The sequence below is a fragment of the Cytophaga hutchinsonii ATCC 33406 genome, from assembly GCF_000014145.1.
Taxonomy (GTDB): Bacteria; Bacteroidota; Bacteroidia; order Cytophagales; family Cytophagaceae; genus Cytophaga; species Cytophaga hutchinsonii.
Window position 1 is genome coordinate 3,204,673 of record NC_008255.1, and the last position, 23,611, is coordinate 3,228,283.

Annotated in this window: 21 protein-coding genes; 11 read left to right on the forward strand and 10 right to left on the reverse strand. The window is 38.8% G+C overall.

Going from position 1 to position 23,611, the window contains the following annotated elements:
• The first annotated feature begins 4 nt into the window (after positions 1-4).
• Complete coding sequence (locus CHU_RS13665; protein ID WP_011586167.1) at positions 5-3,157, forward strand: efflux RND transporter permease subunit; 3,153 nt, start codon at positions 5-7, stop codon at positions 3,155-3,157.
• 150 nt (positions 3,158-3,307) lie between these two features.
• Here CHU_RS13665 and CHU_RS13670 read toward each other — a convergent pair whose 3' ends face one another.
• From CHU_RS13670 to CHU_RS13690, 5 genes are all read right to left on the reverse strand, one after another.
• Entirely contained in the window at positions 3,308-3,940 is a 633-nt protein-coding gene (locus CHU_RS13670) for an HD domain-containing protein (RefSeq protein ID WP_011586168.1), read from the reverse strand.
• Positions 3,941-3,950: 10 nt separating this feature from the next.
• Entirely contained in the window at positions 3,951-4,358 is a 408-nt protein-coding gene (locus CHU_RS13675; protein WP_011586169.1) for a hypothetical protein, read from the reverse strand.
• A complete protein-coding gene (locus CHU_RS13680) occupies positions 4,355-4,990 on the reverse strand; it encodes a hypothetical protein (RefSeq protein ID WP_072355972.1) in 636 nt (211 codons plus the stop codon). The genes CHU_RS13675 and CHU_RS13680 overlap by 4 nt, the downstream gene beginning before the upstream one ends.
• Before the next feature lie 138 nt (positions 4,991-5,128).
• Positions 5,129-7,774: an MGH1-like glycoside hydrolase domain-containing protein gene (locus tag CHU_RS13685; RefSeq protein WP_011586171.1), complete on the reverse strand. Its 2,646-nt coding sequence runs from the start codon at positions 7,772-7,774 to the stop codon at positions 5,129-5,131.
• Between the two features lie 44 nt (positions 7,775-7,818).
• The gene (locus CHU_RS13690) at positions 7,819-8,244 is read right to left on the reverse strand and encodes a hypothetical protein (RefSeq protein WP_238379288.1); all 426 of its coding nucleotides are present in this window, start codon (positions 8,242-8,244) and stop codon (positions 7,819-7,821) included.
• 225 nt (positions 8,245-8,469) lie between these two features.
• Between CHU_RS13690 and dtd the strand changes: the two genes are divergently transcribed.
• The 4 genes from dtd (at position 8,470) to CHU_RS13710 (ending at position 11,772) form a co-directional block, all read left to right on the forward strand.
• A complete protein-coding gene (gene dtd / locus CHU_RS13695) occupies positions 8,470-8,922 on the forward strand; it encodes a D-aminoacyl-tRNA deacylase (protein ID WP_011586173.1) in 453 nt (150 codons plus the stop codon).
• 1 nt (position 8,923) lies between these two features.
• Positions 8,924-9,262, forward strand: coding sequence for a nucleotide pyrophosphohydrolase (locus CHU_RS13700; protein ID WP_011586174.1), 339 nt, complete (start codon positions 8,924-8,926; stop codon positions 9,260-9,262).
• Positions 9,263-9,342: 80 nt separating this feature from the next.
• Positions 9,343-10,419, forward strand: coding sequence for a branched-chain amino acid aminotransferase (locus CHU_RS13705; RefSeq protein ID WP_011586175.1), 1,077 nt, complete (start codon positions 9,343-9,345; stop codon positions 10,417-10,419).
• A 174-nt stretch (positions 10,420-10,593) separates the two neighbouring features.
• A complete protein-coding gene (locus CHU_RS13710; protein WP_011586176.1) occupies positions 10,594-11,772 on the forward strand; it encodes an SMP-30/gluconolactonase/LRE family protein in 1,179 nt (392 codons plus the stop codon).
• Positions 11,773-11,866: 94 nt separating this feature from the next.
• Here the strand turns inward: CHU_RS13710 and CHU_RS13715 are convergent, their stop codons facing one another.
• Positions 11,867-12,088: a hypothetical protein gene (locus tag CHU_RS13715; protein WP_011586177.1), complete on the reverse strand. Its 222-nt coding sequence runs from the start codon at positions 12,086-12,088 to the stop codon at positions 11,867-11,869.
• A 277-nt stretch (positions 12,089-12,365) separates the two neighbouring features.
• Between CHU_RS13715 and CHU_RS13720 the strand changes: the two genes are divergently transcribed.
• Positions 12,366-12,662 carry a hypothetical protein gene (locus CHU_RS13720; protein WP_041932401.1) on the forward strand — a complete coding sequence of 99 codons (297 nt, stop codon included), beginning with the start codon at positions 12,366-12,368 and terminating at the stop codon, positions 12,660-12,662.
• Positions 12,663-12,870: 208 nt separating this feature from the next.
• Positions 12,871-14,643, forward strand: coding sequence for a thioredoxin domain-containing protein (locus tag CHU_RS13725; RefSeq protein WP_072355970.1), 1,773 nt, complete (start codon positions 12,871-12,873; stop codon positions 14,641-14,643).
• Between the two features lie 73 nt (positions 14,644-14,716).
• Here the strand turns inward: CHU_RS13725 and CHU_RS13730 are convergent, their stop codons facing one another.
• From CHU_RS13730 to CHU_RS13745, 4 genes are all read right to left on the reverse strand, one after another.
• On the reverse strand, positions 14,717-15,958 hold the full coding sequence (locus tag CHU_RS13730) for an NAD(P)/FAD-dependent oxidoreductase (RefSeq protein WP_011586180.1): 1,242 nt from the start codon (positions 15,956-15,958) through the stop codon (positions 14,717-14,719).
• Between the two features lie 34 nt (positions 15,959-15,992).
• Complete coding sequence (locus CHU_RS13735) at positions 15,993-16,697, reverse strand: 2-phosphosulfolactate phosphatase (RefSeq protein ID WP_011586181.1); 705 nt, start codon at positions 16,695-16,697, stop codon at positions 15,993-15,995.
• Positions 16,698-16,824: 127 nt separating this feature from the next.
• Positions 16,825-17,934, reverse strand: a complete 1,110-nt coding sequence (gcvT, locus tag CHU_RS13740; RefSeq protein WP_011586182.1) for a glycine cleavage system aminomethyltransferase GcvT — start codon at positions 17,932-17,934, stop codon at positions 16,825-16,827.
• 39 nt (positions 17,935-17,973) lie between these two features.
• Complete coding sequence (locus tag CHU_RS13745) at positions 17,974-18,576, reverse strand: ribonuclease HII (protein ID WP_041932402.1); 603 nt, start codon at positions 18,574-18,576, stop codon at positions 17,974-17,976.
• Between the two features lie 181 nt (positions 18,577-18,757).
• Here CHU_RS13745 and CHU_RS13750 point away from each other — a divergent pair, with 181 nt between their 5' ends.
• The 4 genes from CHU_RS13750 (at position 18,758) to CHU_RS13765 (ending at position 23,605) form a co-directional block, all read left to right on the forward strand.
• The gene (locus CHU_RS13750; protein WP_041932403.1) at positions 18,758-19,312 is read left to right on the forward strand and encodes an NUDIX domain-containing protein; all 555 of its coding nucleotides are present in this window, start codon (positions 18,758-18,760) and stop codon (positions 19,310-19,312) included.
• Between the two features lie 114 nt (positions 19,313-19,426).
• Complete coding sequence (locus CHU_RS13755; protein WP_238379289.1) at positions 19,427-20,188, forward strand: lysophospholipid acyltransferase family protein; 762 nt, start codon at positions 19,427-19,429, stop codon at positions 20,186-20,188.
• Positions 20,185-20,472: an Asp-tRNA(Asn)/Glu-tRNA(Gln) amidotransferase subunit GatC gene (gatC, locus tag CHU_RS13760; RefSeq protein ID WP_011586187.1), complete on the forward strand. Its 288-nt coding sequence runs from the start codon at positions 20,185-20,187 to the stop codon at positions 20,470-20,472. Before CHU_RS13755 ends, gatC begins: the two co-directional genes overlap by 4 nt.
• A 133-nt stretch (positions 20,473-20,605) precedes the next feature.
• Positions 20,606-23,605, forward strand: a complete 3,000-nt coding sequence (locus tag CHU_RS13765) for a tetratricopeptide repeat protein (protein WP_011586188.1) — start codon at positions 20,606-20,608, stop codon at positions 23,603-23,605.
• Positions 23,606-23,611: the final 6 nt, after the last annotated feature.

Sequence of the window (23,611 nt, forward strand, 5' to 3'; positions counted from 1 at the left end):
AGCTATGTCTATTACAGAAATATCCATAAAAAGACCATTACTGATTACAGTAATTTTCTTTACGTTGATCCTCTTCGGATGGATCAGTTACAAAAGTTTAAATTATAATTTATTGCCTAAGTTTGAGGTAAATGTAATTACAGTTCAGACGATATACAGAGGTGCTTCTTCAGACGAGATCCAGAGTTCGATCACCAAACCGGTAGAAGATGCCGTTGCATCTATTGAAGGTATTGATGTGATCACTTCTACATCTATGGAAGGTGTATCAATGATCGTACTTCAGCTGAAGCCCGGTACAAGCACTATTAATGCACAACGGGATGCAGAAAGAAAAATCAATGAAATTAAAGCAACCCTGCCGGATGATGTAGATGATCCGGTAATCAGACGTGTTAACCTCGACGAAATTCCGGTATTGAAAATCAGTGCTACGGCAAATATGACGCAAGGACAGCTCTATGATCTGATTGATCAGAAAGTAAAGCCTTTGATGCTGAATGTTGAAGGGGTTGGTACAGTAAGTATCATTGGTGGAAATGAACGTGAAATCAAGATTACGCTTGATAATGATAAGCTTCAGGCATACGGAATTTCTTCTGCATTGGTGAACCAGATCATTGCCAACAGTAACTCTTCATACCCTGCAGGTAGTGTAGAAACTACAGACGACCGTTTATCTATCCGTATGAATGCAAAAGTTACTACGGTAGACGAATTAAGAAATCTTGTTATTACTGAAAATAAAGACGGAAGCCGTGTATTGGTTAAAGACGTTGCAACAGTAACTGACGGGCTTGCTGAATCAACAACAATTAACCGTATCAACGGACAAAGCGGTATCGGTATTGAGATCATTAAACAATCCGATGCGAATACAGTAAATGTAAGCCAGAATGCGAAGAAACGTCTGGAAGAATTAAAAGTGTTATATGCTGCACAGGGATTTAATTATCAGATTGCATCCGATCAATCTGTTTATACGCTTGCTTCTGCTGATGCCGTAATCCACGATTTGTTCCTGGCTGTACTTATTGTAGGTAGTGTAATGTTATTGTTCCTGCACAGCTTCCGCAGTTCATTATTTGTTCTTGTTGCCATTCCATCTGCAATGATCCCGACATTCATCCTAATGTATGTGTTTGGATTCTCGCTGAACCTAATGACATTGATGGGCCTTTCCCTTGTTGTTGGTATTCTTGTGGATGATAGTATTGTGGTATTGGAAAACATTTTTCGTCACCTTGAAATGGGTAAAAATAAAGTTCAGGCATCTTTAGATGGCAGAAGTGAAATTGGTTTTACAGCTATTGCGATTACACTGGTAGACGTTGTGGTATTCTTACCGCTGTCGTTAAGTACCGGTATCATCGGGAATATTCTTCGTGAATTCTCTTTGGTAGTAGTATTCTCTACATTGATGAGTTTATTTGTATCCTTTACCCTTACTCCGCTCCTTGCGTCAAGATGGGCAAAGCTGGAAGTATTAAGCAAAGATTCTCTATGGGGGCTGATCAATATTAAGTTTGAAGAGTTCTTAACAAGCCTGAAAGAAGCTTACGGCAGAGGATTATCGTGGGTACTTAAACGCGGCCATAAAAGATGGGTACTTATCAGCATATTTTTGTTGTTTGTTGGTGTAGGAGGTCTTCTGGCCGGCGGTTTCATTGGCGCTGCATTTATCAGTGCCGGTGACCGCGGAGAATTTGCGATCAAAGTTGAACTCGCCCCTGAAACACCTTTATACCAAACAAATTTAAAAGTAAAACAGATTGAAGAAATCTTATTGTCCCAACCGGAGGTAACGAAGGTATTTACCAATGTAGGTACCCAATCGGGTGCCATGGGCGGCGGATCTTCCAATTCAAATCTTGCAGAGATCACGGTAACCCTTGTAGATAAGTCTGAACGTGCGTTATCGGCCGATAAGTTTGGTGTTGAAATGCGCAATAAGATCGGAGAAATACCAGGTATTAAAGTTACTGTATTGCCGGTAAGTATTACCGGTAACAGCCAGTCTCCGATTCAGATTGCTGTGAAAGGTACCGATATGGATAGCTTATGGAAGGCTGCACGAATGCTCAAAGAAATTGTTGTAGCAACACCGGGTACCGATTATGTGGATTTCAGCACAAAAAGTTTAAAGACTGAAATTGACATTAAATTAAACAGAGATAAATTATCGAATATTGGCATGAGTATACCTGAAGTGGGTAATGCTATACAGCTTGCCTTCAGGGGAAATGACCAGACAAAATTCAAAGACAAAGGTGAAGAATACAGCATCAATGTTTCGCTTGACAAAGACGATAAACGCGACATTGAAAGTGTAAAAAATCTGATCATCCGAAACAGTCAGGGCGCTTCAATCCGTTTGGGTGATGTAGCAGAAGTTTCTGAAATACTTGGCCAGTCTGTATTAGAGCGGACCAACCGTATGAACTCTATTAAAGTAACATCTGCAGCTGTTGGCCGCCCTTCGGGAACAATTGTTGCCGATATTCAGGCGGCCCTTGAAAAACAGAAACTTCCGGAAGGTATTCTGATCGATTATCAGGGTGATGCAAAAAACCAGAAAGATGCCTTTGGAAGTCTTGGAATGGCTATGTTAATGGGTATTATCCTCGTTTATCTGATCATGGTTGCCTTGTATGAAAGCATTGTTTATCCATTTGTGGTATTATTTTCTATACCTGTGGCAATGATTGGTGCCTTTTTAGCGTTAGCATTAAGCATGGAGACAATGTCTATCTTTGCGATCGTCGGGTTGATCATGCTTCTTGGTTTGGTTGCTAAAAACGGGATTCTGATCGTCGATTTTACCAATCACTTAAAAGCAGAAGGTATGTCTCGCTTTGATGCCTTGGTAGAAGCAGGTAAAGAACGTTTGAGACCGATCCTGATGACTACGATAGCTATGATTACGGGTATGCTTCCGATTGCGCTAGCTACCAGCTCAGGTGCCGAAGTTAAAAATGGTATGGCCTGGGTAATTATCGGCGGCCTTACCAGTTCATTAATATTGACCCTGTTCCTGGTACCGACTATGTATATGATTATTGATACAGCAATTGAACGGGTAGAAAAATTCTTCAGAAAGCGTTTTTTCAAAAAAAGCAGAAAAGAATTATTGGCGAAAGAAACGATTGATTATTAAAATGTGTTATAAAAACATTGACATAGGTTTCCCATACTTGTCAATAATGGTTGTAGTTTAGTTTAATAACAGTAAAAGAGTCCCGCAGCAATGCGGGACTCTTCCTGTTTTACAGCTGGAACGAATCGCATGTTCTAAGGTACAATGGTATTACCTGGTTTCCAGCAACTGCAGTTCTGCCGTTAAATTATTTTGTGCTTTTTCTTCGAATGCCTTAAAAAAATAATCTGTCTTAAAAATCCGTTCCATATTCAGAAAATGTGTTAATACTTTTTTTCTGCCGGGTATATACAGAAAGTCCGGATACAGCGCATATTCTTTTCTTACCTGTTTACAATATTCAGCGTATATATCCCACTCCTGGCCTAAAATAGAAAGATCTGCATCCGTAAAATAATTTGTATCCGCATCTGTCTGTTCAATATGACTTTTCGTTGCCAGAATCTGATTTTTACATTTTTGTATTTTTTCATCTGAAACAGCAAGCTGTTTCATTCTTTTTTCCGCAATTGCTGCGCTTTGTTCTTCGTTATCCGATCTGCTTGCTTTATACACTACATCGTGATAAAACAAGGTAAATAAAAGTGTGTTCCAATCCTGAATGTTATCTTTCACCAATATTAATTGGGCAAGCACATGTTCCAGGTGGCTACGTGTATGATATTTTCTTTTAGAAGCTGAATACGCCTTTTCAATTTCATTCCACAATGTATCAATCAAACCTGTATCCGTTGTATAGGTGTGTAACAGTGTTGTGAATGTTTGTTTAAGCATTGACTGCATATACGTTTGATTATTTCCGTTTAACCTTCGGCGGTGTACGGTTTGTATTTTTACTGACAGGCTTTTTTACCGCTCCGTTTATGGTTTCTAATCCACGATTCAAAGCACGTTTCAGTTCCTGTATGTAGTTCCAGTGTAGGATGAAAACAAAAAACGTAACCGGGAACAACAGAATAAGCAATACCTGATACCGTACAGATAAAGAATAATTTTTATACACCAGCTCCGGCAATTCTTCTGCAGGAATGCTTGCGTGTGTCAGCAACATTGTTCTATATTCATTATAAAACTGAATATAGTTTTTTATAAAAGCGAAATAGCGGTTTCTGTTTATGGAGAATAACATACTGAAACGCATGTGCTGTATTTTTTCGCCATCCTTATTCAACAAACCTATATTATCTGATAAACTTTTCATATTACTTCTTTATGGCTATTGTCTTTCAATGCTGTTACATACATATAGAGCATAGCCACATTAGATAAAGAAAACAGTACAAAATAAAAAAAGGAATAAAAAACAAATAGCTCCATAAACAGAGACTGCAGAGCCAGCATGGCACACATGCCAACCAATTCAACGATATATGAAACGCCCACAAATTTTATTGCCGGCTGCAGATCTCCTCCTGCCGTATTTGAAATTAACTGTATACCAATAATTATCTCTAAGGGAAATAATATGATTAAAGGAATGTTCGTATAAAATTGATTAGTATAAATGGAATACACCGGCACACCATTCACCATACTCAGGAAAAGCATATATATTGAAGCAAATAACAGATATACATTTACAAGTGCTATTAAAACAATTAAAAATAAAAATATTTTTTGCCCCAGATCAATGCCTACAAACTTGTATAAGTATGCCACACAAACGATATCGCATACTTTAAAAAAGATGTTTAGTATATGATATCCATACAGATCATCCGAAATTCCGAAGCTTGTATACAGCCCGATTAAAAGCCTTACACTTATTAATCCTATGATCAGTTTTAATTGTCCTTTATTTATCCCTTCACTTTTAAAAAATTGATTTTCCATGTTATACATTGGTTACATTAAACATTAAAGATATAGAATTTTAAGCCGTAACTATTAAAAAATATAGCCCGCGGTTAAAACCGCGGGCTATATTTTTTAATAGTTAAAATACTTTACCTACAGGCATTAAACGCTCACCTATTCTTCTCTTTTGAATTCATGAATGAGTGTTGCTACAAGTCCCGTCCATCCTGTCTGGTGTGATGCACCGCAGCCTCTGCCATTATCTCCGTGGAAGAACTCATAGAAGGTAATGAGATCTTTAAAGTTAGGATCGGTACTGAATTTATCGATCTCACCGTTTACAGGGCGTTTACCTTTTTTATCCAGTCTGAAAATATTGATCAACCGATCAGATAATTCCGCTGCAATATCTTTCAACGTAAGCATATTGCCGCTACCCGTTGGATATTCAATTACAAATGCATCGCCATAGTATGAATGGAATTTCATTAAACTTTCAACGATCATATAATTGATCGGGAACCAGATCGGCCCTCTCCAGTTTGAGTTACCACCGAACATAGCCGAATCAGACTCTGCCGGTTTATAAACAACTGAAAATACCTTACCGTGGTAATTGAATTCATATGGTTTCGCTTCATGCTCTTTAGAAAGTGCGCGGATACCATAATCAGACAGGAATTCTGTTTCGTTCAGCATACGCTTTAACACCATGGTCATACGGTGGCCGCGCAACAAGGAAAGTAATTTTGTATTGTGATCGCCATCGTCTGTCCAGCGCGAAACCTGCGAAGCCAGATCCGGACGGTTGGCCAGGATCCATTCCAGTCTGCGTTTAAAATCCGGAAGTTTTTCAACGTTTGATTTTGTTAATACTTCTACCGCAAACAACGGAATGATACCAACAATGGATTTTACTTTTAAGTGCTGGCTTTTACCGTTTGGCAAGTGAATGATATCAAAGTAGAACTGATCTTCTTCATCCCACAAGCCAACGCCGGAATCACCAATATTATTCATGGCACCGGCAATGTACAGGAAGTGCTCAAAATATTTTGAAGCCAGATCCTGATATACCGGATTTGTCAACGCCAGTTCGGTAGAGATACGCAGCATGTTCAGAGAGTACATGGCCATCCAGCTTGTACCGTCTGATTGCTCGGTTCTGCCGCCGATCGGTAATGGCTGACTGCGGTCGAACACCCCGATGTTATCAAGGCCTAAGAAACCACCTTCAAATATATTTTTCCCGTCTTTATCTTTCTGATTTACCCACCAGGTAAAGTTCATGGTAAGCTTGTGCAGGATACGTTCCAGGAACGCCGTATCTCCTACGCCATTGTTGCGTTCTTTATCAAGCTCATATACACGCCAGGTTGCCCAGGCATGCACGGGAGGGTTTACATCACCGAAGTTCCACTCATACGCCGGAATCTGGCCATTGGGGTGCATGTAGTATTCACGCAGCAGAATGGTTAATTGTCTTTTTGCAAAATCCGGGTCGATCTGTGCAATCGGAATACAGTGGAACGCAAGATCCCAAGCCGCATACCACGGGTACTCCCATTTATCCGGCATCGAAATCACATTGGAATTATTCAAATGTTCCCAATGACTGTTACGTCCTTTCTTTCTGCTTTCAGGGACCAGGCCTTTACGTACCGGATCTCCATCCAGCCATTGCTGCACATTGAAATAGAAGAACTGTTTACACCACATCATACCTGCATAGCCCTGACGCTGGATCAAACGCAGCTCTTCATCCTTTACGCCATCCTGAACTTCGTTATAAAATTCATTTGCTTCGTGCAGGCGTTTTTCAAAGATCTGGTCAAAATCTTCAAATGGTTTTTTTAATGTTTTATCTGTAAGCCTGGTACGTACTACTTTCGTTTCACCTGGTTTCACTTTCAGCTTATACATAGAAGAAGCCTTGGTTCCTTCTCGCTGCAGCATGTTCACCGCATTCTGATTATCGTTGACAACGTAATCATTGATACCATCTTTGCAATAGCTGTATTTGTTGGCTTTATTGTATAAGCGTTTGTTGTTCGATTCGTTTTCACAAAACAATAAACGATCTGCCTGATCGGAATAAAAATTACGTTCGCCGATAAAGTCGTGTTCAATTTTTATTGACCCGTCTTTTTTAGCGGCCATTTTAGGTTTGGCAAAATCATAGCCCCATGTCCAGATGTTTCTGAACCATAAGGTCGGAAGTACGGTGATTTCAGCCTCTACCGGACCACGGTTCACTACGCTGATCTTGATAAGGATATCTTCCATATCTCCCTTTGCATATTCAACAAAGACATCAAAATATTTATCCTCATCAAAAACACCGGTATCAATCAATTCATATTCCGGATCGTGGCGCGAACGTTGGTTTCCGTCGATCAGTTTTTGATAGGGAAATTCAGCCTGTGGATATTTGTACAGCATCTTCATGTACGAATGTGTAGGCGTACTGTCCAGATAATAGTACAGTTCTTTCACATCTTCTCCATGATTCCCCTGATTTCCAGTCATACCGAACAAACGTTCTTTCAGGATCGGGTCTTTGCCATTCCACAAGGCTACAGAAAAACACAGCAAGGATTTATTGTCGGAGATACCGGCAATCCCCTCTTCGCCCCAGCGGTAGGTGTAACTGCGGGCCATGTCGTGCGTGGTATGTTCCCAAGCAGAACCATCTTCGCTATAATCTTCGCGTACAGTTCCCCATTGACGTTCAGTTAAAAAAGGCCCCCAGTTTTTCCAGGGATTATTTTCTTTACTTGTCTTTAATCGATTGTGTTCTGCTGTTTTATACTTAGACATTCTGCTGCTTGCGCTTAGCGCTTCTATATAATTGGTACTTAAATTTAGTCTATTACATCAACGATTTCAAACCCTACCATATAGGTACGCGGCTGATACGTTTGGTTTATTTTTTTCACTTTACGCTTTCCCTGCTGTTCAAGGGTTACATAATAATATATTTCCATAAGTTTTACATCCAGCACAAGTTCGCAATCTTCTGTGCTGATGGGTATAACTAAATATGTATTTCGCCCTTCTTCTGATTTTTCAATAAGCGCTTCTTTACTTGAAAGAATCTGATTGTGCAATACACGCTCCATCCCTCCAACTACTTTTACAACTACAGTAGTAACTTCTGCGTGCTTCAGGTGCGTTAATGGAACTAAGGAATCTCCCTCTAACTGATAGAACTCAACTTTAGGAATACCACCTTCGTTGTAATTCAGTATTGTTACATCTTGTGCATAACATAGGATTATGCTGCACAAATAATAAATTATCGGGAATAGAAATTTCAAGGGACGAAACTCAAACATTGTTTAGAGTAGCTAAGTTAAAAAAATATTTGTTTAGAGAGGTACTTATCAAGTAACTTGCTTGCAGTAATTCGCATAATATTCTATCTGTGCTGGCTACTACGTTTTAAATAGCGGAATATTTATCCGGATTATTCAAAACGTATTATTAAATTCAATCTGTTCATACGTAAAAAAATGATTGCGGTTATACAACGTGTAAGAAAAGCTTCGGTAGAAATAGCGGATAAAGAACATGCTTCTATTGCAGCAGGTTTGCTGGTTTTATTGGGTATCACGCATACAGATGAAGAACTTGATGTAGAATGGCTTTCAGCAAAAATATGTTCGTTGAGAATTTTTTCAGATGAAGCAGGTAAAATGAACCGGTCACTTTCTGAAATAAATGGTGAGCTTCTGGTTGTCAGCCAGTTTACCCTATTTGCCAGTACAAAAAAAGGAAACCGGCCTTCTTTTATTGAAGCTGCCAGGCCGGAGCAGGCAATTCCTTTATATGAACAGTTTATTGCTGCCTGTGAGATGCAGCTCAATCAAAAAATCAAAACCGGTATCTTCGGGGCAGACATGCAGGTAGCCTTGATCAACGATGGCCCGGTAACCATACTAATTGATTCAAAAAACAAACAGTAATATGACCCTGAACGAGTTACAATCAAATGTAGATCAATGGATTAAAGAACACGGTGTACGTTATTTCAATGAATTAACCAATACAGCATTGCTGGTTGAAGAAGTTGGTGAAGTGGCGCGCATTATGGCCCGTACCTACGGAGAGCAATCTTTTAAGCAATCCGATAAGGATAAAAACCTGGCCGATGAACTGGCTGATGTGCTGTTTGTGCTTACCTGTATTGCCAACCAAACAGGTATTGACCTTGAAAAGGCGATGCAAGAAAACATGACAAAAAAGACAAATCGCGATAAGGACAGGCATAAGAATAACGATAAGCTCTCAAAGGGAGAAAATTAAAGTTTGTAAAAAGCCTGTCAGCGTTTGACTAACAATTGTTAAATAGCTAATTTTATACACTTAACTAAAAATCAAAACCGATGAGTGCTTCTAAAGCCGTAAACTTCCCGATTGAACGTACACAACATTCAAGACTATCTGAAACAGATTTTTCGAACTTGGAATTTGGAACGGTCAACTCGGATCACATGTTTGTGGTTGATTATAAAAAAGGCGAATGGGTAGATCCAAAAATTATTCCCTTTCAGAATATTTCTGTAAGCCCGGCATGTAGCTCGCTGCACTACGGACAAACAGTATTCGAAGGCATGAAAGCATTCCGGGCACCGAATGGTGACTTGCTTGTATTCAGACCAGAGAAGCACTTAGAGCGCATGAACAATTCAAACCGCCGTTTATGCATTCCGGAAATTCCTGCTGAATATTTTTATGATGCTATTGATGCCCTGGTAAAGCTTGATCAGGACTGGATTCCGAATCAGGAAGGATGTTCGTTATATTTAAGACCATTCATCTTTGCAAACGATCCGTTCATTGGCGTTAAACCATCTTCTGCCTATAAATTCATGATCTTTACATGTCCGGTTGCAGGTTACTACAAAGGTACTGTAAAGGTTATCATCGAATCAGATTTCGTTCGTGCATCTCCGGGCGGTATCGGTGCAGCTAAAACAGGCGGTAATTATGCAGCTTCTTTATTGCCTGCAAAATTAGCAGCAGATAAAGGCTATCAGCAGATCCTTTGGACAGACAGCAAAGAACATAAATACTTTGAAGAATCCGGAACGATGAACTTAATGTTCGTGATCAATGATGTATTGATCACGCCGTCATTAGATGGCTCTATCCTTCCCGGTATCACACGCGATACAATCCTGACCATTGCAAAAGACTGGGGTGTAAAGGTGGAAGAAAGAAGAGTGAGTGTAGAAGAAGTTATTACTGCTTTCAATAATGGAACCTTACAGGATGCATTTGGTACAGGTACAGCCGCAACAATCACACAGATTGCTGAAATTCACCACAACGGCAAAGACATGGTGCTGCCGCCGGTTGCAGGCAGAACACTGTCAAATAAATTAAACCAAACCATTGTTGATCTTAAAAACGGCATTGGTGAAGATAAATACAACTGGGTACACAGAATTAAAAAATAATTCTGCGGCATACGTTGAAGAATGTAGAAACGCTGTTTATTCATTAAACAGCGTTTTTTTTATTAAATACATTTCATTTCATATGATCTATACTTTTGCAGGCTTTTTCTGCTAACAATTCAATTAAAAAAAACTATATTTATTATTATAAAATAAAATTTTAAATATATAATTATGAAACGTTTTTGTACCTTTCTTACACTGTTATTCTTTTTTTTAGCAACAGATTTATCTGCACAAACATATACTTATTCTACTAAATGGGGAGGAACAGGTTCTGCTGCAGGGAAATTTGATGATATTGGTGCCCTGGATGTTGATGCAGACGGAAATGTATATGTTGCAGATTGGCGAAATTTCAGAATTCAAAAATTTTCAAATACAGGTACATACATTACCTCTTGGGGAACGGAGGGCACAGGTGATAATCAGTTTAAAAGGGTTAACAATCTTTGTGTAGATAATGATGGCAATATTTTAGTTTCTGATGCGGGCGCAAGCGTAGTAAAAAAATACACAAATACAGGTGTGTTCATAAGCAAATTTGGATCTTCCGGAAAACAAGAAGGGCAATTCAATGAGAACCAGGGAATGTTTGTTGATGCTGATAATAATATCTTTGTATGTGATGTAAATAATTTCAGAGTTCAAAAATTCTCCAGTAATGGTACGTTTTTATTGAAGTGGGGAAGTTATGGAACTGGTGCCGGTTCTTTTAATGGCAACTTTGATTTAACAATTGATGCAAGCGGAAATGTTTATGTTGCAGATGTAAACAACAACCGAATTCAAAAGTTTACGAATACGGGTGTTTATATTAAAACCATAGGAGGATTAGGAACTACAGAAGGTTTATTCAAACAACCAATTGCAATTGATATTGATGCTAATGGCGATTTATATGTAGCAGAATTGGGAAATCGCAGGATACAAAAATTGACATCTGAAGGTGTTTATATACAATCATGGGGCTCACAAGGGTCAGGAAATGGACAGTTCTCATCTTTATATGGCATATGTGTAGATAAGAACGGTTCTGTTTTTGTTTCCGATTCAGACAGAGACAATGTTCAGAAATTTGTTCCCGCTCTTTCAACAAGTGTTCAAAACACAACACGTGTTGAACAATATCTTGCTTATCCCAACCCTGCAAAAGAATCCATTCAATTAAAAAATATTGAAGGAACAGCTGCACGTATTGAATTTATTAATGCAGCGGGCAGCTTAATTAAATCCATCGATCTGGCGGGAAATGAAAATACGATACAGGTTGAAGACATGCCGCGTGGCATATACCTGCTGAAATGCATTTCCGATCAGAATATCATTACACAACGTATTGTATTGCAATAAAAAAACAATGTATTATTAAAAAAACTCAGCAGAAGGTACATGAATCTACTTTCTGCTGAGTTTTTTTATATGGCTATGTAAAGCCAACTTATTTTTAGCTCTTTTTTTCTACTACTCGTTTATAGGAGTCTTCGTAATAATATACATTGTTGCTGAGATCACACATCTTTCTGTACCATTCGCCCGAATCATATTGAATGGTATACATGATACCGATCACTTCATCAATTTGATTTCTGATTTTTTCTGATTTGAGTTTACAGGAATGTAAAATAAAATCTTTGTTAACAGGATCTAAATTCGGCACAAACAGCATAAGATATAAAATTAACGTTGACTAAGCATACACTAAAAAAAACATCGTACAGGAACTGAATTAATTTTAACTAACGAAAAAAAATAAATGGAGTTTTGATATCTGAATAATTAAGAAAAAAAATAATATACTACGTTTCGAATAATAAATTCCATCACTTGTAATACCTTATGTATTATGGCGTAGTGATTGGCTTGTATTAAAAAAATACTATGAAGAATTCAATTGGCCTTTTTTTTGATTATGTTTGCACCCCCTTACAAAATTAATACACCCTATGCTTACACCATCTGAATACAAAAATTTATATGCATTGATGGATACCTATCTAGGTTCTGACGCTTGTAAAAGTGCCTTTGCAAAAAATAATCAGGCTGAAATTGATTACAGCACTATTGTTATCTGTGTGGATGATCTGATCTGTGAAAATTTTGATTACTCAAATCCAAACAAGATAAAAGACAAAGTAAATGTATTAAATGGTAAAAATGATTTCAACAAAACGTTGATTGCATTTAAAAACCAAAAGAACGAAATGGTTTTTTCTATAAAATATTTCGACTTGCCGAAATAATTATCAATACGGTCAATGTACAGCATATTGACCGTATTACTTTTTTTTGCAGTTATTTATGCTGCTTACTTTTGTTAATCTGCATTACTTCTTTTCTTATACTTATGTAACTTTAAACGCATAAGCTGTAACACTTCCTGATTATTATTTTAATATTATACAATTCATCCTTCAAAACCGTTTATTCAGATGTTTACGTATAGGTACTATGGTTAAGAAACTTATCATCCCGATTTTATTATTAGGAGCTGTAATCGCCTATTTTTTTCTGGTGCATGAAAAAAAGAAAGAAAACGTTCCTGAGTGGCAGCATTTCGATGCGGCAATTTTTAATAAGGCAAAAAAAGAACACAAGCTTGTATTGCTGCATTTAGGTGCCAACTGGTGTCACTGGTGTCATGTAATGGAAGAACAAACGTATACAGACCCTTTTGTGCTGGAGCTTCTTAATAAAAGTTATATTGCCTGCAAGGAAGATCACGACGAGCGCCAGGATCTGACAAGTTTATATGCTGCGTACGGCTGGCCGGCAACCATTGTGTTTGATGCAGATGGTAATGAGCTGCTGAAAGAAGCCGGTTTTATTTCCTCAGACAGATTTATTGCGCTGTTAAAAAAACTGGTAAAGAATCCAACACCCATGCCTACGGATTCAGTGCAGATAGAGCCTGCGGTCGCAAGCGATTCATCCACACAACAGGCGTTGAACACCTTAAAAAAGAAATTTTACAGTTCGCTGGATATTGAGGGCGGCGGATTTAATTATGCGCAAAAATACATTGATTTTGAAACGTTTGAATATGCTTTCAACCACAGCGAAAACGATTCAATCTTAACTAAATGGCTTTACAACAGCGTTGTAAATTCTGCCGGCCTCAATGATAATGTTTGGGGTGGTGTATTCCAGTATTCTACACACAGTGACTGGAATCACCTGCATTATGAAAAATTGTTATCCATTCAGGCACGTTATATAAAAATGTATTGCTGGTATTACAAACGCTTTAACGATGCGGATGCATTAAGCCATGCTGAATCTGCTGCAAAATACGTACAACGTTTTTTAGATGATCCAAAAGGTGGTTTTTATAATTCTCAGGATGCAGATGTAACACCCGGAGAAAAAGCGACCGAGTATTTTAAATTAAACAATGCTGACCGCATCAAAAAAGGTATTCCAGCAATTGATAAAAACAGCTACACCAGCGATAATGCGGAAATGATTGAAGCCTGCATTATTTTATCAGCAGCAACAGGCAATAATACCTACCTTGAAAAAGCGGTACGTTGTTTTGATTTTATCAAAAAAAACAACAAAACCAACAATGCCTATGCGCACGGAAGCAATTACACAAATAGTATTTCGCTGAAAGATAATATAGCAATAGTTAAATCCGCTTTGCTGCTGTATCGTGCCACACAAGACGCTGCCTACAAATCTGAGGCGTTACGGATCATACAGGAAGTAGCCGGAACCTTTTATTCAAAAAAGGGATATATGATTTCCTTTATCGGAAACAGTCCGATTAAAGGCAGTTATAATATTACTGAAAATATTGAAGCATGCCGTCTCTTAAATTATTGTTCGCATGTTTTTAATGAACCCAAATACAAAATACTGGCACAAACGATCTTTGGTTTCTTAACCAATGAAAATCTTGTGAAAACAATGTCTACAGAACCCGGTATACTCAGTGCATACGAAGAATTAAATACCGAACCGCTTAAAGCCGTATTAATGATTAAAAACGGAACGGAGCTGAAAACAGATTTCCTCAACAGTTCGCTTTCCTTTCCAGCGTTTTATTTTGACAATACGATCTATACGTCAACAACGATCCCGTCTGATAAATACGAATTGTTTGATTCGTTTGATAAAAATTTTATTGTTGCGTGTACCGCCAGCTATTGCAGTTCGCCTATGTTTTCAAAAGACGGATTTGAAAAATTTATATACAGGCGTGCGTTCAGCACGAAGTAATCTATTTGAATTAAATAAAAAAACGCTGCGTCATCGGCAGCGTTTTTTTATTTAAATTTCTTATTGAAGTAGCTTATGCCTCTTCACCCATCTGAATGACCTTAGCTAAGGTTTTCAGAATTGTATTGTGTTTTTTTACAAAAGGATTATTTTTATCCCATACGTAACCTGCAAGTACAGAACAGATCATACGTTTGTGATCCGGATCCGGGTTCTTCGCGAAGAATACAGCATGCAGTGTTCCATCGTACCAGCCTGTTACAAACGAACGGAATGTATCGATACCCTGCATCATGTGTTCTACAAAATCTTTTTCCCAGTTTACTTCTTCGCCTTTCAGGAATTGAACAGCCAGCTTCCCGCCTTTTGAACCTGACTCCATAGCAAAAGTAGCTCCGGAAGAAAATATCGGATCCAGGAATTCGGTTGCATTTCCAGTCAGCACAAAACCATCACCATATAATTTACTTGCAGAGATTGCATACCCTTCAATGGTTCTTGGTTCAAATAAAAATTCTTCACTTTTGAAACGTTCTGCTATATGTCCTTCATTCGCAATCATGGCACGCATTCTTTCTTCGGGTGTACCCGTGTATTCATCGAAATAAGAAGGCTCGCCTACAAAACCAACAGATGTATTACCATTTGAAAAAGGAATTACCCAGATCCATACTTTTGGTTTATGCACTACGGCTGTAATTCTATTGCCTTCCATTTCTGCAGCAACCGGACGTTTTACATCTTTAATGTGCGTGAATAATGTTCTTCTGGATTCAAATCCTGATGGTTTGTCCAAACCAAACATACGTGGTATTACACGTCCGTAGCCGCTTGCATCAATAATAAACCGTGCTTCTATTTCTCTTTTGTTGCCGTTAATATCTTCTATTGTAGTAACGGAATCCGTACCAAAAAACTTAATATCTGTAACACCAACTTCATATTCTACATCAACACCTTGTCTGGCAGCTTCATCGGCAAGGGTTTTATCAAAATTCCCACGCGGTACCTGCCAGGTCCAGTTCCATCCATTAGAGAACTGATCCGAGAAATTAAAGTCAGCAATTTCTTTTCCGCGTACAAACTTTGCTCCGAATTTTTGCTGAAATCCTTGTGCCTTCACGGCATCCAGGAAACCCGCTTCATCCAGATGCTCCATACATCTTGGCAATAAACTTTCTCCAATAACAAAGCGCGGAAACTTTTGCTTCTCAACAATTTTCACCTTGAAACCACTTTTATTAACTAACGAAGCAGCAACAGTTCCTGCAGGCCCTGCTCCTATTACCAACACATCAACTTTTTCCCGTTGCATTGAATTTGAGTTCTAAATAAAATATCTGATAAAATTATTGGGCAACTAACTTTCCATCACGCATGATAGGAAGCACGTCATACACATCTTTGGTTAAGCAGAATTCAATATCTTTTATAATACCCAATCCCTGCAGCCTTCTTACGTGCGAGGAGTTTAATAAAAAACCCATCATATCATTTTTTGCTGTATAAAACAGATTCAAGGCTGTTAACACAGAATCTTCATCGTGAGAAAAATCGCCTTTTAATGCATCTACAACAGCACCTGCAAACAGCGTATCTTCTAAATTCATTTTGCCTTTCCATCCTGCACAATGCATCAACACATCGTTTGGCTGACTGCGTAAATAATTAACAATGGATGTAAAGTTCAAAAATGAACCTACAAGTATTTCTTTCGCACCTGCCGATTTTACAATTGCCTGTGTACCGTTGGTGGTTGTTACAACAATACTTTTTCCTTTTAATGCCGGGTCCTGATAACTGAATGGGGAATTCCCAAAATCAAATCCTTCTACTTTTTTACCATCCCGTTCTGCCGCTGTTAAGCAACCTTCTTTTCCTAACGCAAGGCATTCATCTAATGTAGCTACTGCCGTAATACTTGCTATGCCGTTTGCCAGCGCAGTAGTCATGCAGGATGTAGCGCGCAGGATATCTATTACAACAACAACTTTCCCCTCTGTCTTATGTAAATGCACCATTTCGGGTGATAAACAAACATCTATTTTCTTCATTGAATGTATTTATTACCGATTGTACTGTTCTGGTTATGGGCGAATAAAGTCAATCAGATTTTTAGAGTGCTGCGCAAATCTTTAGCGGAACAAACTAATTGGTAAATCTGTTTGAAATCTGTAGTTTTTATTTTTTAGGTAAAAACGGAAACTTAACAACTTGTGCTTTAATTAATTTACCTCTAATATTTACGAATAGTTCTGTACCTGCTGCAGCATATTTCTTTTCAACATAGCCCATACCGATTCCTTTTCCTAAACACGGTGATTGTGTGCCTGATGTGACTTCACCGATTTTATTTCCTGCTGCATCGGCCAATTCATAATGACCGCGCGGTATTCCACGCTCAATCATTTCAAAGCCTACCAGCTGACGTGCTACACCGTTTTTTTTCTGTTCCTGTAAAATATCTGAACCTGTGAATGTTTTTGTAAACTTGGTGATCCAGCCTAAACCTGCTTCCAATGGCGTAGTCTCATCTGTAATGTCATTACCATATAAACAATACCCCATTTCCAGGCGCAGGGTATCGCGTGCACCAAGGCCTACAGGCTTCATGCCTACTGCTTCTCCGGCCTGCATAAGTTTCGTCCAGACATCTTTTGCGATGTCATTCGATACATATACTTCAAACCCGCCGGCACCTGTATAACCCGTTGTTGCAACCAATACATCCTTGTGGCCTGCAAGCTCCATATGCGCGCAGCTATAATATTCCATACCGGCAACCGGATAAGTGGTTAACTGAGCCAGTACTTCATGCGCTTTTGGCCCCTGTACGGCAAACAGACAGGTGTTTTCAGAAATATCCTGAAAATCCGCGCCTTCAGCAGCTAGATTTTTTAAAAACCACGCTTTATCTTTTTCAATATTCGATGCGTTGACAACAATGTAATAGGACTCTTCGCCGATGTGATATACCAGCAAATCATCTATGATACCACCTTTGGGGTTAGTTAAAGCTGTGTACTGCACTTTGCCAATAGGCAGTACAGATGCATCGTTTGTAGTAATGCGCTGAATTACTTCCAATGCCTTCGGGCCTTTTAATGTAAACTCACCCATATGCGAAACATCAAACATTCCGGCCGCATTGCGCACCGCCATGTGTTCTTCAATATCAGAAGAATAACGCACGGGCATCATATAACCGGCAAATGGCACCATCTTTGCACCTAAGGCAACGTGTACATCCTGTAAAGGAATAGATTTAATAACTTCAGCTGTTTCGCTCATGGGTAATGAAAATAATATTTTTTTATTGCTGATTAAATCTTAAAAAAGATCTAATTGTTTTGGTTTGAAATGGAAGGACGTTCTGTGGTAAGGAGTAAGCCCATGTGTCTCCATGGCAAGCCTGTGCTTTTCTGTAGCGTATCCGGCATTTACATCCCAACCGTATTCAGGATGCTCTTTGGCAAGTCTTTCCATAAGGGAATCACGGTGCGTTTTAGCTAATACGGAAGCTGCAGCTATAGATAAATAAAGTCCATCTCCCTGCACAATACATACATGTTCAATGCCGGTGTATTGTTTGAATCGGTTGCCGTCAATAAGAAGTAAATTTGGTTGCTGTTTCTTTAAGCCTTTTACTGCCTTGTGCATGGCTTTCATGGTAGCGTTTAAAATATTGATCTGATCAATAACGGTATGGGAAACTTCCGCTACGTGATAATCAAGTGCATCGCGGATGATATCCTGACGCAGCAATTCGCGCTGTTTTATGGTTAACTTTTTAGAATCATTCAACAATGAATGCTTGTAATTGGGTGGAAGAATAACAGCTGCAGCAACGACCGGACCAGCCATGCAACCTCTGCCCGCCTCGTCCAGACCGGCTTCAATTTTTCCTTCAGAATGAAATGATAAAAGCGACATATCCACAAAGATAATAAGGTATTACATTAAAGCCTAAATGAAAAAAGTGACTGAAAGCACTATGTGCAAAAAAAGCATTGCCTCCTGCTTCCATTTCTTGTATTACAGCTATTTTTAGTAGCGGAAGGGCTTTCCCAAGTGCCGTTAAGTTCGTAATTTGCAAGATATTCTATACAATCTTATGTCGACCGAATTTGAAAACCCGTGGAAAACGATCCGGTCCCGCCCGATTTATGATAACCCATGGATTGCGGTGCGGGAAGAAGATGTTTTAAAACCCAACGGGGCACCCGGTATATATGGGGTAGTTTCTTTTAAAAACAAGGCAATAGGTATCGTCCCTGTTGATTCAGAAGGATATACCTATCTGGTGGGGCAGTTCAGATATACCCTGAACGAATATTCCTGGGAAATTCCGGAAGGCGGCGGACCAATGAATGAAGCGCCTCTGGAAACGGCAAAACGCGAGCTGGAAGAAGAAACAGGCTTACATGCTGCTACCTGGAGCGAGCTGGGACGGATTCATACCTCTAATTCGGTGACAGATGAAGAAGGATTCCTGTTTCTTGCAACAGATCTGACACCCGGCCCAAGCAACCCGGAAGACACCGAACAATTAATCATAAAAAGAGTATCTTTGAAAGATGCCGTTGCTATGGTTATGAGGGGTGAAATTACCGATAGCTTAAGTATTGCCGGTTTGTTGAAAGCTTTTATGATAGTTTCCAGTTACTAGATAATAGTTTCCAGACTAAAATAAATGCTCATTAAATTTACATTAGAGAAAAGGACCAAACGTCTTACAAAGATTTGTCTAGCAGCTAGGAACTAGCAGCTAGAAACTATAGAAATGAAAAAAGTAATTGAAAAAATATACATGGTATGGGTGTGGACCACCTTTGTTATTGTATTCTCCTGCCTGTATATCCCTTTTTGTATCTCAGTTCAGCGGGAGTCGTGGAAAAAGTACGGACATTTCCTGAATAAGATCTGGGCGCACACCGTGTTTATGTTTTGTTTTCTTCCCACCAAAGTGGAATGGCGTTTTAAAGTGAATAAGAAAAAACAATATATCTATTGCGCCAACCATGCCTCCTACCTGGATATCCCAACCATGTGCTATGCCTTACCGGGATACAATGTATTTATTGGAAAATCGTCGTTGGGTAAAGTGCCGTTCTTCGGTTACATGTTCCGTAATCTATATGTTTCCGTTGACCGTAAAAGTTCAAAAAGCAAATACGATACAATTGTTCAATCCATGCAGAAAATAGACCTGGGGTACAACCTGGCTATTTTTCCCGAAGGAACTATTTCTAAAAACCATGCGCCTGTATTAATGGAGTTTAAAGATGGTGCGTTCAGAATAGCCATTGAAAAACAAGTGGCGATCGTGCCTATGACGATTGTAAATAACTGGCTTATTCTTCCAGACGATGGTAACTACGTACCGCGCAGAAGGCTCATGAAAACAGTTGTTCATGAACCTATTGAAACAACTGGTTTAACCATGGATGATGTGACATGGCTGAAAGAAAAAACCAAGCAGGTAATTGCTGACGAATTAAGAAAACATTTTCCGGAAATATATAACGAAAAAGAAAAGGTATGAGTTTAGATACTAAAACAATTGGAAAGATTGCGCACCTGGCGCGTCTTGAGTTTGATGATAAATCACTGGAAGCATTTTCAACAGACTTCAATAAAATTTTATCCTGGATCGATAAATTAAATGAAGTGAATACTGATAATGTAGAGCCCTTGATTCACATGAGTCATGAATTGAATGTGCTGCGTGAAGACATCGACAAAGTAACCATCAGCCACGAAGAGGCATTAAAAAATGCGCCTAAAAAAGATTCAGATTATTTCAGAGTTCCTAAATTCCTCTCATAGTTACCAGGTACTAGTAATTAGTTACTAGATTCCAGACAAGATAAACAACATACATATCATAAGAATCATTGAAAATATAATGGTTGATAGTTTTTCTTGTCTGGAAACTAGCAACTAGAAACTAATAACTAATATGAACGATTTATTCTTCTGGCTACAGTGGAAAAGCTCATACAGAGCGCTCTACGTAGCCCTTTTAATTTTATTCCTTTCAGGCATTGCTGCCGTTTGCATCTCGTATGTGTACGGAGACTTATATACGATCGGGTGGAATACAACCGGTGAGTGGAGAAATATTACGCTTGGCTTAGAAGTATTCAATGTAAACCAGTTTGACATTTCTCAGGAAAGCACACAATTCTTATTACAAAAAAGATATGTATCAGGCGGAGTAACCATACATCCATGGATTTCCTACACCTATTTAGCTTGTGTCTTAATCGCTTTTGTCTGTTTCTTAACCATTATCAGCTATGTGGATCTCTGGCTGTATCTGGCCGGCATGACATTGTTTTTATTTTTTGCCGTTGGCATGCATACCGAACTGATCGGAATTTTCGGTATACATAGCAAAGCTCCTACTGCTTTGATCATTATTCTGTTTGGCGGCTTAACATATTATTTCAATGCCTTCGGAAAAAACACAAATTTCTTTTTACGCCTGGGTGCATTAACTGCATCCATGGCATTGATTGTACTTGCCATAATTTTCACAAGCGATGTATCTGCCCCATTATTATATGTAGCGAACTATTCACTTGTTGTTCCTATCATTATCTGCATCATCTTCATGTTTATTGTTGGATATGACTTTTTACAGTTTTTAGTGATGATCACATCCTATGGTAAATCGGATTTCAAAAAAGGGAATTCCATCTGGAATTTCATTCTGATCGGAACCCTGTACCTGATCAATTTATATCTGGTTTATTACCAGCCGGCTTTCATTAAAGATATGGGCATTGTATTGCTTCAGCCATTCGCTGTACTTGCAATCTCTGCAGTGCTTGGAATCTGGATGTTTGAAAAAAAAGAAAGTGTAAACAGTATGTTACCGTTCAACCCGCTTGGAGCCATTCTGTATCTGACACTGGGCATTATAACATTCAGTACCATTTCTTTTGGATATGCAACAGCAAACGATGCCTTAATTACTACGCTTGAACTTTCTGCCTTATACATTCAGATCGGCATGGGGCTGGGAATTTTCGTTTATGTACTTGCCAACTTCTGGACAAAATATAAAAACAAAGAAGAAGTTTACAAACAGTTTTACATCACCTATCAGGTACCGTTTTTTGTAGCGCGCGGCATGGGCTGGGTGATCGTATTGTATTTTTTGTTTTCAACAAACCGTTTTGTTTTCAGCAGTTCAAAAGCTGCTTACTACAATTCAATCGCCGATGTGTATTTATATACCGGACAGGATGAACTCGCTGTTTCATTTTATAAAGAAGCTTATACAAATGAATTTCAGAATCAACGCAGTTCGTACACACTTGCTACGTATTACGAACAGCAGGCTGAAAAAGAACTGGCATTTAAGTATTATGAAAATGCATTAAATAAAAATACAAGTCCGTTTGCGTACACCGCGCTCAGCAATTTTTATATCAACAACAATCAGTTGTTTCCGGCTATGTTTATGATTCAGGATGGTTTGAAAGATTATCCAAACGATCCGCATCTCTTAAACAATCTTGGTTATATCTACCGCATTTTCAGCGAATCAGATTCGGCGGCGTACTTCTTCAACAAAGCTGCAAAGTATACCGATGATGATATTCCCGCGGCAAATTTACTGGCGTACTTTGGTGCCAAGGGAAAACTGGAAGAATGTGCGGCCATCTTAAATCAAACAAATACAGCGCACTCTCCTACGTATATTGCCAATAAGATTGCGATCACAACCATGCTTGGCAAAAAGATCGAAGACAACATTCTTTCCGGAAATATGTTAACAGATACGCTGTTAACAGCAGAACAATTCACAGCCTTATATAATTTAGCGTTTAATTCATTAGCTGAAAAAGACACCTTACTTGACCACACATTAAGCCGTTACAGTAAATATGAAGCCAATGCATTTTATGCATCTAATCTGCTGTATGCAAAAGCCATTCATGTATATTATTCGCAAACAAGCATCGTTGAAGCAATGGCGTTGCTAAAAGAAATAACCGAAAAAGAACCGACACCAACCTATCTGATTACACTTGCTAACTGGCAGCTAAAGGCCGGTTTGAATCAGGAAGCATATGAGACTTACCGCAAATTGATCACGCATCCGGATCAGCGCATGGTCGCCTATAAATGTTTAGCGGCATTAGAAGCAGGAAATCCATCTGAGGTAACGGAAACACTGCAAGCCTTATCAGCAAGTCTTATGCCGGGTGTAGCAAATATGGCACGCACCTTGCGCGCATCGTTGGCAAAGCCTTCCGTTTCTACGTATGATACCTTAAGCGCCAGACAAAAAGTACAGGCACTGCATTATCATGCGCTTACAGCAACAGAAGCTGCTGCATTCAAAAACACAATTAAAGATCCCGTACAGATATTATTATTGGAATTAAATACCGTTGAACAACTGAACGCACGCATGGATTACATAGCGGCTATGTCGGCATGGAATACATTAAGCACACCGGAAAATCTACCGGCAGCAGTGCTTGCACAGGCAAACCTGCAGTATTTAAAAATACTTGCAGGCCTGAAACAATGGGATGCATTGAAAAAAGAACTAACGTCTACTTCCCTATTACCCAAAAATCTTGGCTACATTGATTATTATACGGCACGTGTACTGCAAAACAGTCCGGATAGCCTGAAGGCGCTGCCTTACTATAAAAAAGCGATATCCCTGATTGGATATGATCCGTTGGTACAGATTGATTATGCAGACTATCTTGCTGCAACCGTAGGTGAAATTGAAGCGGTAGAAAAATTAGTGGAAGCGAAAAAAGTCATTCAGTATTCTAAACCCTTAAGTCTGGCTTATATCAATGCATGTATTAAACTTGGTTTGTATAAAACGGCCGGCGATGAATTACAAAATATTGAAAGCAGTTTAACAACTGCTGAAATAACATCGATTAAAAATCAATTTTATTCTGCACCGGTAAATCAATAATCTGTT

What these genes read in the sequence shown, in the direction of transcription:
- CHU_RS13665 (WP_011586167.1), top strand. Translation starts at nt 5, where the DNA reads ATGTCTATTACAGAAATATCCATAAAAAGACCATTACTGATTACAGTA.
- CHU_RS13670 (WP_011586168.1), bottom strand. Translation starts at nt 3,940, where the DNA reads ATGCAGTCAATGCTTAAACAAACATTCACAACACTGTTACACACCTAT.
- CHU_RS13675 (WP_011586169.1), bottom strand. Translation starts at nt 4,358, where the DNA reads ATGAAAAGTTTATCAGATAATATAGGTTTGTTGAATAAGGATGGCGAA.
- CHU_RS13680 (WP_072355972.1), bottom strand. Translation starts at nt 4,990, where the DNA reads ATGGAAAATCAATTTTTTAAAAGTGAAGGGATAAATAAAGGACAATTA.
- CHU_RS13685 (WP_011586171.1), bottom strand. Translation starts at nt 7,774, where the DNA reads ATGTCTAAGTATAAAACAGCAGAACACAATCGATTAAAGACAAGTAAA.
- dtd (WP_011586173.1), top strand. Translation starts at nt 8,470, where the DNA reads ATGATTGCGGTTATACAACGTGTAAGAAAAGCTTCGGTAGAAATAGCG.
- CHU_RS13700 (WP_011586174.1), top strand. Translation starts at nt 8,924, where the DNA reads ATGACCCTGAACGAGTTACAATCAAATGTAGATCAATGGATTAAAGAA.
- CHU_RS13705 (WP_011586175.1), top strand. Translation starts at nt 9,343, where the DNA reads ATGAGTGCTTCTAAAGCCGTAAACTTCCCGATTGAACGTACACAACAT.
- CHU_RS13710 (WP_011586176.1), top strand. Translation starts at nt 10,594, where the DNA reads ATGAAACGTTTTTGTACCTTTCTTACACTGTTATTCTTTTTTTTAGCA.
- CHU_RS13715 (WP_011586177.1), bottom strand. Translation starts at nt 12,088, where the DNA reads ATGCTGTTTGTGCCGAATTTAGATCCTGTTAACAAAGATTTTATTTTA.
- CHU_RS13720 (WP_041932401.1), top strand. Translation starts at nt 12,366, where the DNA reads ATGCTTACACCATCTGAATACAAAAATTTATATGCATTGATGGATACC.
- CHU_RS13725 (WP_072355970.1), top strand. Translation starts at nt 12,871, where the DNA reads ATGGTTAAGAAACTTATCATCCCGATTTTATTATTAGGAGCTGTAATC.
- CHU_RS13730 (WP_011586180.1), bottom strand. Translation starts at nt 15,958, where the DNA reads ATGCAACGGGAAAAAGTTGATGTGTTGGTAATAGGAGCAGGGCCTGCA.
- CHU_RS13735 (WP_011586181.1), bottom strand. Translation starts at nt 16,697, where the DNA reads ATGAAGAAAATAGATGTTTGTTTATCACCCGAAATGGTGCATTTACAT.
- gcvT (WP_011586182.1), bottom strand. Translation starts at nt 17,934, where the DNA reads ATGAGCGAAACAGCTGAAGTTATTAAATCTATTCCTTTACAGGATGTA.
- CHU_RS13745 (WP_041932402.1), bottom strand. Translation starts at nt 18,576, where the DNA reads ATGTCGCTTTTATCATTTCATTCTGAAGGAAAAATTGAAGCCGGTCTG.
- CHU_RS13750 (WP_041932403.1), top strand. Translation starts at nt 18,758, where the DNA reads ATGTCGACCGAATTTGAAAACCCGTGGAAAACGATCCGGTCCCGCCCG.
- CHU_RS13755 (WP_238379289.1), top strand. Translation starts at nt 19,427, where the DNA reads ATGAAAAAAGTAATTGAAAAAATATACATGGTATGGGTGTGGACCACC.
- gatC (WP_011586187.1), top strand. Translation starts at nt 20,185, where the DNA reads ATGAGTTTAGATACTAAAACAATTGGAAAGATTGCGCACCTGGCGCGT.
- CHU_RS13765 (WP_011586188.1), top strand. Translation starts at nt 20,606, where the DNA reads ATGAACGATTTATTCTTCTGGCTACAGTGGAAAAGCTCATACAGAGCG.